The 12,464-nt window shown below is 71.0% G+C and carries 13 protein-coding genes and 1 pseudogene; 10 read left to right on the top strand and 4 right to left on the bottom strand.

Going from position 1 to position 12,464, the window contains the following annotated elements; genetic code table 11:
* Positions 1-107: 107 nt before the first annotated feature.
* Complete coding sequence (locus tag ACZ6TD_RS03295; protein ID WP_471350124.1) at positions 108-944, top strand: DUF8017 domain-containing protein; 837 nt, start codon at positions 108-110, stop codon at positions 942-944.
* Positions 945-1,140: 196 nt separating this feature from the next.
* Here the strand turns inward: ACZ6TD_RS03295 and ACZ6TD_RS03290 are convergent, their stop codons facing one another.
* Positions 1,141-1,479, bottom strand: coding sequence for a GNAT family N-acetyltransferase (locus ACZ6TD_RS03290; protein WP_471350122.1), 339 nt, complete (start codon positions 1,477-1,479; stop codon positions 1,141-1,143).
* A 439-nt stretch (positions 1,480-1,918) separates the two neighbouring features.
* Here ACZ6TD_RS03290 and ACZ6TD_RS03285 point away from each other — a divergent pair, with 439 nt between their 5' ends.
* The 3 genes and pseudogenes from ACZ6TD_RS03285 to ACZ6TD_RS03275 form a co-directional block, all read left to right on the top strand.
* A complete protein-coding gene (locus tag ACZ6TD_RS03285) occupies positions 1,919-2,419 on the top strand; it encodes a hypothetical protein (RefSeq protein WP_471350117.1) in 501 nt (166 codons plus the stop codon).
* A 95-nt stretch (positions 2,420-2,514) separates the two neighbouring features.
* On the top strand, positions 2,515-4,098 hold the full coding sequence (locus ACZ6TD_RS03280) for a multicopper oxidase family protein (protein WP_471350115.1): 1,584 nt from the start codon (positions 2,515-2,517) through the stop codon (positions 4,096-4,098).
* Between the two features lie 306 nt (positions 4,099-4,404).
* Positions 4,405-4,754 (top strand): annotated as a pseudogene (locus ACZ6TD_RS03275) (hypothetical protein); the annotation flags it as partial.
* Here ACZ6TD_RS03275 and ACZ6TD_RS03270 read toward each other — a convergent pair.
* Positions 4,702-5,376: a helix-turn-helix domain-containing protein gene (locus ACZ6TD_RS03270; protein WP_471350112.1), complete on the bottom strand. Its 675-nt coding sequence runs from the start codon at positions 5,374-5,376 to the stop codon at positions 4,702-4,704. The pseudogene ACZ6TD_RS03275 and the gene ACZ6TD_RS03270 sit on opposite strands and share 53 nt — an antisense overlap.
* A gap of 183 nt (positions 5,377-5,559) precedes the next feature.
* Here ACZ6TD_RS03270 and ACZ6TD_RS03265 point away from each other — a divergent pair, with 183 nt between their 5' ends.
* Both ACZ6TD_RS03265 and ACZ6TD_RS03260 read left to right on the top strand, forming a co-directional pair.
* Positions 5,560-6,759 (top strand): cytochrome P450, encoded by a 1,200-nt coding sequence (locus ACZ6TD_RS03265; RefSeq protein WP_471350108.1) that lies wholly within the window; start codon positions 5,560-5,562, stop codon positions 6,757-6,759.
* Between the two features lie 5 nt (positions 6,760-6,764).
* Positions 6,765-6,977, top strand: a complete 213-nt coding sequence (locus ACZ6TD_RS03260) for a ferredoxin (protein ID WP_471358805.1) — start codon at positions 6,765-6,767, stop codon at positions 6,975-6,977.
* Positions 6,978-7,068: 91 nt separating this feature from the next.
* Here ACZ6TD_RS03260 and ACZ6TD_RS03255 read toward each other — a convergent pair whose 3' ends face one another.
* On the bottom strand, positions 7,069-8,001 hold the full coding sequence (locus ACZ6TD_RS03255) for a M56 family metallopeptidase (RefSeq protein WP_471350102.1): 933 nt from the start codon (positions 7,999-8,001) through the stop codon (positions 7,069-7,071).
* A gap of 35 nt (positions 8,002-8,036) precedes the next feature.
* A complete protein-coding gene (locus ACZ6TD_RS03250; RefSeq protein ID WP_471350098.1) occupies positions 8,037-8,414 on the bottom strand; it encodes a BlaI/MecI/CopY family transcriptional regulator in 378 nt (125 codons plus the stop codon).
* 142 nt (positions 8,415-8,556) lie between these two features.
* Between ACZ6TD_RS03250 and ACZ6TD_RS03245 the strand changes: the two genes are divergently transcribed.
* From ACZ6TD_RS03245 to ACZ6TD_RS03230, 4 genes are all read left to right on the top strand, one after another.
* Complete coding sequence (locus ACZ6TD_RS03245; RefSeq protein ID WP_471350095.1) at positions 8,557-8,805, top strand: hypothetical protein; 249 nt, start codon at positions 8,557-8,559, stop codon at positions 8,803-8,805.
* Positions 8,802-10,019 carry a glycosyltransferase family 4 protein gene (locus tag ACZ6TD_RS03240; protein ID WP_471350091.1) on the top strand — a complete coding sequence of 406 codons (1,218 nt, stop codon included), beginning with the start codon at positions 8,802-8,804 and terminating at the stop codon, positions 10,017-10,019. Before ACZ6TD_RS03245 ends, ACZ6TD_RS03240 begins: the two co-directional genes overlap by 4 nt.
* Before the next feature lie 82 nt (positions 10,020-10,101).
* Complete coding sequence (locus ACZ6TD_RS03235; protein WP_471350087.1) at positions 10,102-10,938, top strand: undecaprenyl-diphosphate phosphatase; 837 nt, start codon at positions 10,102-10,104, stop codon at positions 10,936-10,938.
* The gene (locus ACZ6TD_RS03230) at positions 10,935-12,419 is read left to right on the top strand and encodes a hypothetical protein (RefSeq protein ID WP_471350085.1); all 1,485 of its coding nucleotides are present in this window, start codon (positions 10,935-10,937) and stop codon (positions 12,417-12,419) included. Before ACZ6TD_RS03235 ends, ACZ6TD_RS03230 begins: the two co-directional genes overlap by 4 nt.
* The last annotated feature ends 45 nt before the right edge of the window (positions 12,420-12,464 follow it).

Below are 12,464 nucleotides of genomic sequence, written 5' to 3'. Positions count from 1 at the left end.
AGCCGCGCGTATCAGCTTGATGTGATGTGTCACGAGTCGGTATCCGTCTGGCAGTGGGGCGCCCACCTGGGGATGTGTGGCGACGCGGCTCGCTTAGAGTGCCGATCATGTCTCAGTCAAAGATCTTTGAGAACCTTGCTCAGCACCCTCAGACCACCCGGACGCCGTCCCGGCGAACGAAGAAGACCCTGATCGCGGCCGTCGGCATCGGCATGGCCGTCGCGTTGAGCGGATGCAACGAGGACACCGGCAGCGCCACGGACAAGGACACCGGCGCAGCGGAGTCGAAGGCGCCTTCCGCGGGGTCGTCCCCGTCCGCTGCCCCGGCGAGCCCCTCGGGCGATCAGCCGCTGTTCACGGGGTGGCAGACGCAGACCTCGCAGAAGCACCACTTCCGTTACGACGTGCCCGCCAAGGCCGAGAAGTGGAAGGTTCTCGACGAGGAGACGGCCCTCTCCTACACGGACAAGAACGGCCAGCCGATCGTCGTCATGACCGCGGCCGGCAACTATCGTGAGGGCGGCTGTACGTCGAGCCCCAACCCCAAGGCGTTCGGTGAGGCGGGCAAGGGACAGCTCGCCACCGTCGGCACCACGGGTGGCGGCAAGGACGGCACGCTCCAGGAGAACGCCCGCAACTGGGCGGGCAACTGGGGCTTCGCCGCGTACGGCGGTGCGGACCACAAGCCCAAGATCGAGGTCAGCGAGGCCAAGCCGTGGAAGCAGGGGGGCATTGACGGCTACACCGCGACCGCCCAGGTCACCGTCACCAACCGCCCCAGCGCATGCGTTCCGCCGAAGGCCGTCGTGCACAGCATCGCGCAGAAGCTCCCCGACGGGACGATGCACGGCTGGGTGATCTACGCGGACCAAGGAGTTCCGAAGGCGCTGACGGACGCCCAGATGAAGAAGATCATGAGCACCGTCCGGTCCACCGGCAGCTGACAAACGGCAGGCTGCCGGGCAGGGCGAGCCGTCAGGCCACGGAGCCGTACGGGGGTCGCCGGGTGTTCGGGTGCCGGACCCGGAAACGGGTCCGGCCGCGCCCGAGAGGGGTCCGGATGCGTCCAGGCGGTTCATGCGCCGGTCGTCGTCGGTCACCCTCGGCCGGGACGCCCCCGGATCGCGCCGTCCTCAGCGGTCAGTCCAGCTCCGCCTCCAGCCACCGCAGGACATCGGGGGTCACGGGGTCGGCGATGTCCCCGAACTCATCATGCTTCTCGAGGAACTTGGCCACGTACGAGCAGACGGGCACGATCCGCTTCCCGGAGTCGCTAACGTCGGCGAGTGCCCGCTGGACCAACAGCGCGGCCAGGCCCTGCCCGGCGAACGCGTCGCCGACCTCCGTGTGATGGAAGACGCGTTGCTCACCGCGGTCGCGGTACGCGGTCAGACCGGCGCGCTCGCCGTCGACCAGGATTTCGTACCGATGGCGGGCATCCACCCGCTCGACGATCGGACCGGCAGAAGACTGGCTCATGGGGTGCCTTTCGGATGGGGGCCAACGGGGCCAACGGGATCGATGGGGTCAGCGGCGCGGGGCCGCGCGGGGCGACGGTGGCATTCGGCAGGGCGGACGCGGGAAGGCGGTCCCCTGCGCCTCCCTCGACGCTACCGAAGCCCAGGCTCACTCGGTAACGCCGCCAAGGTCCTGGACACCATGGGGACGGAACAGGGTGGTCAGCGGCGGCGGTGGGACACGAGCCCCACCGCCGCGACGGCACCGCGCCGGTCAGGGAGCCGCGGGGCGCCCGATGGGGATGAGCTTCGGGAGGTGCCGCCTCCGTGGCGAGGGACCGGCTGCGGGGGCCTCTTCCGTGGCGGGCGGTGCTTCCGTGCCGATCCCGAGGGGGGTGTGCGGTTACCTACCCCCCACGGGTATATTGACGATCCGCTGGCAGAGAGCGTAGGTGGGAGCGATGACGGTGCGGAAGGTCCGGCTGGCCGGCACCCATGGTGGTGTGGCCCGCTGGCTTCGTGCCGCCGCCGTCGCTCTGCTCACGGTGATCGCCGTCCTGGTACACCACCAGGCGATCACGGTGATGACCTCTACTTCTCCGCATGCTTCACGCGCGATGGCCGCCATGGCCATGCCCATGGACACGACCGAGCACGACGCCCATGAGGGCGCCGCGTCAGCCACCCTCGACGATCCGGCGGCGGGCTCGGCGGCTCCGCGGCCGGTGCTCCAGGCCGATCCGGTCGTGTACGGGGGCGGGAAGATGGCCTGCGGCGGTGTGGGCGTGGAGCACTGTTCCGCCTTCAGCGTCGACACGCTGAAGCTCGCGGCGCCGCCCGCGATGTCGTACACCGAACGCGACACGGCCCCGCACGCAGCCGTTTCCCAGCGTGGTGCCTCCGGCACGGCGGAGCGCGCACCGCCCGACCTGCTCTCCGTCCTTTCTCGTTTGCGCATTTAGGCCGCGCCCCATGGCATCCCTGCCCCCGACGACGGGGCGAGGAGCCATGTCCGCATGTGACCTGAATGGCATATCGAGACAAGGACACCACCTCTGTGAACAGCATCAATCGCCGATCCGTCCTGCTGGCCGGCCTGGGAGTGGCCGGCGCCGGTGCGCTCGCCGCCTGCAACAGCGCCTCCGGCTCCGGCGGCGCCCCCGGTCTGGTCAGTCCCTCCGGCTCCGCGGTCACTCGCGTGGAGAAGAAGCGCTCGTCCACCGGCAAGGTGATGAAGCGAAGCCTGACCGCCACATCTGTCAGGCTCGACCTGGGCGGTGGCATCATGGCCAGGACCTGGGCCTTCGACGGACGGACCCCGGGTAAGGAGATCCGCCTCACGGCCGGGGACACCTTGGCCGCCGAGCTGACCAACCAGCTGCCGGACAAGACCACCACGTCCATCCACTGGCACGGCCTCGCCCTGCGCAACGACATGGACGGCGTGCCCCCGGCCACCCAACGGGCCGTCCGCGCCGGAGCGGCCTTCACCTACCGCTTCATCGCCGACGCACCCGGCACGTACTTCTTCCATCCCCACGTCGGCGTCCAGCTCGACCGCGGTCTGCACGCCCCGCTGATCGTCGAGGACCCGAAGGAACCGTTGTCCTATGACGATGAGTGGGTCGTCGTCCTCGACGACTGGCTCGATGGCGTCACCGGCACCCCGGATGAGGCATTCGCGGAGCTCAAGCAGGGCATGGGCGGGATGGACCACAGCGGTATGAGTGGTATGAGCGGTATGGGCGGCAGCAGCCCCAGCCCCGAAAGTTCGGGCGGCCACGATATGGGCGGCATGGACACGAGCTTCATGCTCATGGGTGCCGACAGCGAGCTCCTCGGTGGCGACGCGGGGGATGTGAAGTACCCGTACCACCTGGTCAACGGCAGGGTCCCGCAGGACCCGGACGTCTACACCGGTAAACCGGGCAAGCGGGTGCGGCTGCGGATCATCAACGCGGGCTCGGACACCGCGTACCGGGTGGCCCTGGGCGGCCACAAGCTGACCATCACCCACACCGACGGCTACCCCGTCGAGCACCGCCGGACCGACGCGCTGCTGATCGGCATGGGGGAGCGTTACGACGTCCTGGTCACCCTCGATGACGGTGTCTTCCCCCTGGTCGCGCTGGCCGAGGGGAAGAAGGCGAGCGGCATGGCGCTGATCCGCACCGGCTCGGGCGGCAAGCCGTCCCCGACCGTCCGCCCCGAGGAGCTGGACGGCATGATCACGAGCGCGTCCGAGCTGCGTGCCGCCGATGAGGTGCGGCTGGCGGCGAAGAGGGCGGACCGGGTCCACCGCATCGAGCTGACCGGCGGTATGGACACGTACAACTGGGCCATCAACGGCGAGAAGTTCGACATGAACAACCCGGATGCGAGTCCGCTGCGTGTCGAGGAAGGCCAGCGGGTGCGGCTGGACTTCGTCAACACCACCGACATGTGGCATCCCATGCATCTCCATGGCCACACCTACCAGCTCGGCAGCACGGGGCCGCGCAAGGACACCACCATCGTGCTGCCCAAGAAGAAGGTCTCCGTCGTCTTCGACGCGGACAACCCCGGCCAATGGCTGCTGCACTGCCACAACGCCTATCACGGCGAGGCGGGGATGATGGCCCTGGTGGCCTACACATCCTGATCGCACGCGCCTTACCCCGGGGACGGTTCCGCGAGAGGGCGGGTCCGTCCCTGGGGTCCATGCGAGGCAGGTGATCGGCGGCGCATCAGCGGCGCATCGGCAGCTCGTCGTTGTGGCCCTGAAGCGCTCCCTTCCCGTGAACACCGTTGCCCACCGAAACGTACTCAGCGCTATAGCAGTTAGCGGCCCACGGCGCGCCAATGAGCGCGCTGTACGGAGAGTCGGTGTACGACCGCGCGGGCCGCCGCGCTCGGACGTTCGGGAAGGTGAAAATGGGAACTCTGGCTCGGTTGGTCCGTGGCGGTGGTGTCCGAGCGCCTGCAGGGCGAAGGCCGTACGGTCGCGATGGTGGGCGACGGTGTCAACGACGCGGCCGCCCTCGCCACCGCAGACCTGGCCCTGGCCATGGGAACGGGCGCGGGCGCGGCGATCGAAGCGGCGACCTCGCCCTCGTCCGCGGTGACCTCCGGGTCGCCGCGGACGCGAGCCGGTTCTCCCGGAAAACCCTGGGCGTGCACAACCGGATGATCGCGGGCGCCGCGATGGCGTTCTCGCCGGTCTTCGCGGAGATCGTGCGTCAGCTCCAGGGGGGCACGAGACCCATCACGCCAGGAGGGCTCGCCAGCGGTCGGCCGACTCCATCGTGTCCAGGGTGACCCGCTCCAGGAACGCACCCGCCCTGGCCAGCCGCTGCCCCTCGGGCCTGTCGGGCCCAAGCGTCTCCGCCCCAGCCGTCGCGGCCCGCGCCGCCTCGAGCGTCTGCCGCGCGCTGATCATGACCGAGTGGTACCAGGCCCCGTCGTCGACCACGTAGATGTCGCGACGCCGCCGCGGATCGCGCTCGCGCCGGGCATAACCCGCCTGGACCAAGAAGTTCACGGCCACGGAGACGGAGGCCGGGCTGACCTTCAGCCTGCGGGTCAGCTCGGCCGCGGTGCGCCTGCCGTCCTCGGACAGCAACAGGTCGACGTGTACGCGCGCCGTCATCCTCGGCATTCCCGACCTGACCGCCAGTTCGATGATCTCCTCCTCCGCCGCGCCGCCCGGCGGCCCGGCCGCGCGCGGGGGTGCCGGCGTGTCACGCCGTGCCCGCTGGACCGTCGCCTGGTGCGCCTGCTGGGGCCGGTAGCCGCCGGGGCCGCCGTTGCGTGAGACCTCCCGGCTGATCGTCGAGGTCGGCCTCTCGAGCCGCCTGGCGATCTCGGCGTAGGAGAGTCCGTCGGCGAGTCCGGTCGCGATGCGCTGGCGGTCCTGCTGGGTCAACCGTCCTCCTGGCATGCCGCCAGTATTGCTTTCGTCGCCATTCATCGCAACGCGGCATTGCATTCGAGCCCAGCGTCATTGCATCAATTTGCCGTCATCTACCTGTGGAAACGCCTTTTGGTCGATTGACGCATTTCTGAACGCAACGTAGCTTTCGTGTCGCGCCAAACACGTACTATCGCGAAATGAGGAATGGCCATGGGTGAATCCGTCCACACCGTCACGACGCTGCCGACGACGCGTCGGCCCGGCTGCCCCTTCGACCCGCCGGCAGAGCTGATCGACGCCCGTCGGCACGGTCCCATCAGCCGCTTCACCCACCCCGGCGGAAAACCCGGCTGGCTGATCACCGGGTACGACCTGGTCAGGTCGGTCCTGGCCGACTCGCGGTTCAGCTCGCGCAAGGAGCTGATGAACGTGGTCGATTTCGAGATTCCTCCGGCGCCGCCCGGTGAGTTCCTGCTCATGGACGAGCCGCAGCACAGCCGCTACCGAAAACCGCTGGTGGGCAAGTTCACCGTGCGGCGGATGCGACTGCTCACCGAGCGCGTCGAGCAGATCACCGCCGACTGCCTGGATGCCATGGAGAAGGCCGGGCCGCCGGCGGATCTGGTGACCTCGTTCGCCAAGCCCATTCCCGCCATCATCATCTGTGAGCTGCTGGGGGTGCCGTACGAGGACCATGGCTCCTTCCAGGAGCAGATCGACAAGTTCATGAACGGGGAGACGAGCGACGAGGAGCTGATGGCGGCCTACACCGCGACCCAGGACTACCTCGCGCAGCTCGTGGCCGCCAAGCGCGCGAATCCCACCGACGACGTGCTCAGCGAACTCACCGACAGCGATCTGACCGATGAGGAGCTGAAGGGGATCGGCCTCATTCTGCTGGCGGCCGGGCTCGACACCACCGCGAACATGCTGTCCCTCGGCACCTTCGCGCTGCTGCGGAACCCGACGCAACTGGCCGCCCTGCGCGCCGATCCCGCGCTCACCGACGGGGCCGTGGAGGAGCTGCTGCGGTATCTGAGCGTCGCCAAGTCGTTCATGAGGACGGCGCTGGAGGACGTCGAGCTGGGTGGCCAGACCATCGAGGCCGGCACGACGGTCGTCCTGTCGTACCACACCGCCAACCACGACCCCGAGCGCTTCGCCGATCCCCACACGCTCGACATCCGCAGGCAGAGCGTCGGGCACCTGGCCTTCGGCCACGGCATCCACCAGTGCCTGGGCCAGCAATTGGCCCGCGTCGAGCTGCGGGTCGCGCTCCCCGCGCTGATTGAGCGCTTCCCCACGCTGCGTCTGGCCGTACCGGCTGAGGAGGTCGGCCTGCGCCCGGAGACCGCGGACATCTACGGGGTCAAGAGCCTCCCGGTCACCTGGGACGAGGAGGGGGCATGAGCACGATGTTCCTGCGCGTCGACCGTGAGCGCTGCATCGGCGCCGGGATGTGTGCTCTGACCGCCCCCGAGGTCTTCGACCAGGATCCCGACGACGGCCGCGTGCTCCTGCTGCACGCCGAGCCGCCCACCGCCCATCGCGCGGCCGCACAGACGGCCGCCGGTGTCTGCCCCTCCGGGGCGATCACCCTCCACGAGGCGGAATCCAGCGGCTCCTGACGCCTGGGCGACCGCACCGGGAGGAGAATTCGGCGCCGCGCGTCGGTGGGGCTCTCGCGCGTACGGCACGCCCCGGCGGCTGTCCGGTCTGTCAGGCGCCGACGGCTTCCAGCAGGAGATGGAGGTCGTGGGCGGCTTCGGCGGTGGACAGGGCAGCGGTGGCGAGGACCGTGGCTGTCGCGGCGGCGAGGAGGGGGTGGCGGCCGAAGGGGGGAGCGAGGAGGGCGGCGACGCGGCGGGGCACGGGCCCGGCGGCGGCGAGTGGGGTGCGGCGGCCGAGGATGGCCAGGGCGGCACCCGGGGTGCGGGCCGGGACGCGGTGGGCGGCGAGGGCCGCCTTGCCGACGGTGCGGGCGACCCGCTCGCGGTCGCCGGTGGCTCTGGCCGCGTTCTCGTCGGCCCACCGTTCGATGGTGTATGTCACGGCCGTGGCGAGGGGGCGTAGCAGGGGGTTGGCGGCGGCGCCGAGCTGGGTCAGGGCGACGAAGGCGTAATGATGCGCCGTCAGGTGGGCGCGTTCGTGGGCGAGCAGGATGCGGCGCTCGGTCTCGTCCAGGGTGTGCAGCATGCCGGTGGAGACGACGACGCGGCCGGGCAGGCCGGGGATCGCGAAGGCGTTGGGGGCCTCGTCATCGATGACGACCAGGCCGTCTTCGGCGGGCATGCAGGCCGCTTCCAGGGCGGCGGTGGCCAGGGTGTGGGCGCGCCGCCAGAGCATGCGGGCGGCCATGAGGACGGCGGCCCCGAGCAGCAGGCCGGCGATCAGGGCGACGGACAGTTCGTCGGGGTCGTCGCGCTGCGCGGCGTGGGCCGACCAGTGGCCGAGGCCGGCCAGCTGAGGGAAGCGGATCAGCCCGGTGATGGCCAGCAGACCCAGTGAGATGGTGGTCGCCGTGCCCAGCACGAGGGCCGAGGCGGTGAGCAGCCAGGTCGCCAGGCGGGGTTCGCATCGCTCCGCCAGGGGGCGTGCTCCGAGGGGGGCGAGCAGCGAGAGCAGCAGGGGGATGTAGACGGCGATGCGCATCTCGGCGGCCTCTTCCTACTGGTCGGGGTCGAGTCCTACTGGTCGGGGTCGAGCAGTTGGCGCAGCAGGTCCGCGTCGTCGGTGGACAGCTCGTCGGCGAAGCGGGCGAGGACGTCCTGGCGGTCGGCCCGCTCCTCGAGGACAGAGCGCATGCGGCGGGCGGCGAAGCCGGGGTCGTCGGTCACGGGGGCGTAGGCGTGGGCCCGGCCGCGCGGCGTGCGGGTGAGCAGTTGCTTGGTGTGCATGCGGGTGAGGATCGTCAACACGCTGTTGTAGGCCAGCCCGCTGCCGAGACGTTCGGTGACCTCGCGGGGGGTCAGCGCGCCGTCGGCCCGCTGGAGCAGTTCGAGGATCTCGGCCTCGCGTGCACCGTTGGGCCGCTTCGGGCCGTGTCCTGGCGTGCGGATGCCCATGGATTTGGCGTCCCTTCCCTCATCTCCTACACTCGTGTAGGACTCCTACACCGGTGTAATAGTCGCTGTCTCCCAAGTGTGCCATGCGCTCGTACCCGCCAGAGCTCTGGCCTGGGCGGCGCACGGCCGGAAAGGACCCGCGGTGCCTTTGGCCCTCGATCCGCTGGATGCCGCCGAACCGCTGACAGCGTTCGGCGCGGTGGGTGTCTTCCTGGTGCTGTTCGCCGAGACCGGGCCGCTGACCGGCTTCGCCCTGACCGGCTTCGCCCTGATCGGCCGCCGCGCCGGGCGGGCCTTGCTGGTCCGTACCCGTGGTCGGTCGGCCCCGGAAGCGCTCAGGTCCCGCCGGGCCCGCACCGCCGCGGAGCCGACCGTGGGGAGCGCCACGTGAAGATAACCTTCCTGATCCACAACGTGTACGCGATCGGCGGCACGATCCGCACCACGCTCAATCTCGCCGCCGCGCTCGCCGACCGGCACGAGGTGACGATCGTATCGATGCTCCGCCACCGCGCCCACCCGCGGTTCGTCATCGATCCACGGGTGACGGTGGTACCCCTGGTCGACCTACGGGAGAACAGCGCGGACGAGGGCGACCCGCTGCTGCACCGGCCGGCCGAGGTCTTCCCCACCGCCGAGAAGCGGTACAAGCAGTACAGCCGCCTCACCGACCAGCGGGCGCGGGAGTACCTGCCCGACTGCGACGCGGACGTGATCATCGGCACCCGGCCGGGCATCAACGTGTACCTGGCCCGCTTCGCCCCGCCCCGGGCGCTGCGCATCGCCCAGGAACACCTCACCCACGACACGCACACCAAGAAGTTGCGCGCCCAGCTCGCCCGGGACTACCGCGACCTGGACGCCGTGGTCACCACGACCGACGCCGACGCGGCCGTCTACCGGGCGAAGATGCGGCTGCCGGGGGTGCGGATCCTGGCCATCCCCAACGGCGTGCCCGACCCTGGCCTGCCGCCCACCGGCGGCGGCGCCCCCGTCATCGCAGCGGCCGGACGCCTGGTGCGCGCCAAGCGCTTCGACCTGCTCATCGAGGCATTCACCGAGGTCGCCGCCAAGCACCCCGACTGGTCGCTGCGCGTTTATGGCGCGGGCACCGACAAGGAACGGCTCCAGCGGCTGATCGAGGAGCAGGGCCTGAGCGGCCGGGCGGCGCTGATGGGCGCGGTGTCCCCGATCGAGGCCGAGTTCGCGAAGGCGTCGATCGTCGCCTCCGCCTCCGACGCGGAGTCCTTCGGCATGACGCTGGTCGAGGCGATGCGCTGTGGCATACCGGTGGTCGCCACCGACTGTCCGCTCGGCCCCGCCGAGATCATCAACGACGGCGTCGACGGCCGCCTGGTCCCCATGGGCGACCGGCAGGCGCTGGCCGCCGCGCTGAGCGACCTGATCACCGACGAGCCCGGCCGCCACCGCATGGGCGAGGCCGCCCGCGCCGCGGCCCGCCGCTTCGACCCGGCCCATGTGGCCCACGCCTACGAGGAACTGTTCGGCGACCTCGCCGCCACCCGTTCCGCCCGCGCCTGGCAGCGCCGCAAGGCCCGCTGGCGCAATCGTGCGGGCCGGGCCCTGCGCCGTCTGCGCCGCTGACCCCCGTCTCGCTGACCGCGGCCGCACCGCGCCCTTTTCCCAGCGGGCACGGCCCCTCTATCCACCACAGAAACGGATCCAGATGAGTGCCATCAGCATCGGCCAGGCGGCCATCCTCGGCATCGTCGAAGGCATCACGGAGTTCCTCCCCGTCTCCTCCACCGGCCACCTGAAGATCACCGAAGGGCTGATGGGCATCCCGGTCGACGACACCTCCGTGGTCGGCTTCACCGCCGTCATCCAGGTCGGCGCGATCGCCGCGGTGCTGGTGTACTTCTTCAAGGACATCGTGCGGATCGTCTCCGCCTGGGGCCGCGGACTCGCCCACCGCGAACAGCGGTACCACCACGACTACAAGTTCGCCTGGTGGGTCATCTACGCCACCATCCCGATCGTGATCGTGGGCCTGGCCGCGAAACCGCTCATCGAGGGATCGCTCGCATCCCTGTGGGTGGTCGCCGGCTCCCTCGTCGTCGGGTCCGGCGTGATGTGGGTGGCCGACCAGATGGGCCGCCACAAGCGCGGCGAGGACGACACGGGCTTCAAGGACGCCATGCTGGTCGGCTGCTCGCAGATCCTCGCGCTGCTCTTCCCCGGCTTCTCACGCTCCGGCGCCACCATGTCCACCGCGCTCATCCTCGACCTGGACCGGGTGGCCGCCACCCGCCTGTCCTTCTTCCTCGGCATCCCGGCGCTGACCGGCGCGGGCCTGTACGAGCTGAAGGACGCCGTCGGCGCCGGGGTCGGCGCCGCCCCCCTCGTGGTGGGCACCGCTGTCTCGTTCGTGGTCGCCTACGCCTCGATCGCCTGGCTGCTGAAGTTCGTCGCCAAGCACTCCTTCAACGCCTTCGTCGTCTACCGCGTCGCTATCGGCCTGCTGCTGTTCGGCCTGCTGGGTACCGGGGTGCTCACCGCATGATCGCTGTGCGTACGGTCATCCGCCCGCCACGCCGGGTACCGTGGCCGGCGCTGGTCGCCCTCGCCTACGCGGCGGCCCAACTCGCCCTGGTGGTACCGCATCTGGGGCTGGGCTGGGACGAAACGGTGTACCTCTCCCAGGTCGACCCGCACCGGCCGGCGGCGTACTTCAGCGCCCCTCGCTCGCGTGGCATCAGCCTTCTGGCCGCCCCCGTGCTCGCCGTCACCGACTCCACCACCGTGCTCCGGGGCGTCCTGGCGCTGCTGTCCGCCGCCGCCCTGTACGCGGCGTACCGCGTCTGGCAGCCGCTGCTCGGCCCCGGGCGGACCGCCCTGGCCGCGCTGCTGTTCGCCGGTCTGTGGACCACCGTGCTCTACGGGCCGCAGGCCATGCCCAACCTGTGGGTGGCGCTGTCCGCGGTGGCGGCCGTCGGCTGGTTCCTGCGCGCCGCACACCCCGCTGCGGGGCGGCGGACCCTGCTCGGCCTGGGCGCCATGGTGGCGGCCGCCACCTGCTTCCGCTTCTCCGACGGCATCTGGCTCGCCCTGCCCCTGCTCGCGGCGTGCGCGATCGTCCCGGCTTGGCGGCGCCCGGCGCCCGCGCTCGCCGTGGTCGGCGGGTTCGCCGTGGGCGGCGCCGAGTGGGTCGCGGAGGCGTACGCGCGCTGGGGCGGGGTCGGCGCCCGGCTGCACCTCTCCAGCACCACCGAGGGCGGCATGGGCGTGCGCTGGGCGGGCGGCATGGCATGGCGCAGCCTCAATGGCCCCCTGCTCTGTCGCCCCTGCCACGTCCCGCTCACCCATCCCGAGCTCACCCTGTGGTGGCTGGCCCTGCCCGTCCTCACCCTCACCGCCTGCGCCCTGGCCTGGCGCGCCCGGCGCGACGCGGTCGTCTTGCTCCCCATCGCCTGCGCCGCCACGCTGAGCATCCCCTACCTGCTGCTCATCGACTACTCCGCGCCGCGCTTCCTGCTGCCCGTCTACGCCCTGCTCTCCCTTCCGCTCGCCGCCCTGGCCGCACACTCGGCGCAGGCCATCCGCCCGCCCCGGGCCCGCGCCCTGGCCGCCGGGCTGGCGGCCGCGCTGCTCGCCCTGCACCTGTCCGCGCAGTACGAGGTCCTCGACCACAACACGGCCGACGCCCGCGCCACCGCCGACCGCTACCGCACCGCCGCCCACGACCTGCGCCGCCTCGGGCTCACCCCGCCCTGCCTCGTCAGCGGCAAACACGCCCCGCCCATCGGCTACGACGCCGGCTGCGCCTCGGCCAACGTCGGCGGCAACAACCGCGACTCCACCGCACACGCCCTGCTGCACCGCGCCGCCCGCGAACCCGCCGTCGTCCTCGCCAGGACCCGCTCCGGCCCTCCCCACTACGCCCGCACCTGGACCCCCCACCGCCTGCCGGGCACCGGACTCACCGCCTATGTCCACAGCCGAAGGGCAGCCCATCGCCAGCCGAAGGGCAGCCCATCGCCCTGAACGCCTCCGGGCGCGGTCCACAGGACGCCGCTCGCTTCCAGGCCC

Source organism: Streptomyces yongxingensis (genome assembly GCF_055597465.1).
This window is presented reverse-complemented; position numbering and strand designations above follow the sequence as displayed.

Coding starts and splice junctions, on each gene's coding strand:
- ACZ6TD_RS03295 (WP_471350124.1), top strand. CDS start 108: ATGTCTCAGTCAAAGATCTTTGAGAACCTTGCTCAGCACCCTCAGACC.
- ACZ6TD_RS03290 (WP_471350122.1), bottom strand. CDS start 1,479: ATGAGCCAGTCTTCTGCCGGTCCGATCGTCGAGCGGGTGGATGCCCGC.
- ACZ6TD_RS03285 (WP_471350117.1), top strand. CDS start 1,919: ATGACGGTGCGGAAGGTCCGGCTGGCCGGCACCCATGGTGGTGTGGCC.
- ACZ6TD_RS03270 (WP_471350112.1), bottom strand. CDS start 5,376: ATGCCAGGAGGACGGTTGACCCAGCAGGACCGCCAGCGCATCGCGACC.
- ACZ6TD_RS03265 (WP_471350108.1), top strand. CDS start 5,560: ATGGGTGAATCCGTCCACACCGTCACGACGCTGCCGACGACGCGTCGG.
- ACZ6TD_RS03260 (WP_471358805.1), top strand. CDS start 6,765: ATGTTCCTGCGCGTCGACCGTGAGCGCTGCATCGGCGCCGGGATGTGT.
- ACZ6TD_RS03255 (WP_471350102.1), bottom strand. CDS start 8,001: ATGCGCATCGCCGTCTACATCCCCCTGCTGCTCTCGCTGCTCGCCCCC.
- ACZ6TD_RS03250 (WP_471350098.1), bottom strand. CDS start 8,414: ATGGGCATCCGCACGCCAGGACACGGCCCGAAGCGGCCCAACGGTGCA.
- ACZ6TD_RS03235 (WP_471350087.1), top strand. CDS start 10,102: ATGAGTGCCATCAGCATCGGCCAGGCGGCCATCCTCGGCATCGTCGAA.
- ACZ6TD_RS03230 (WP_471350085.1), top strand. CDS start 10,935: ATGATCGCTGTGCGTACGGTCATCCGCCCGCCACGCCGGGTACCGTGG.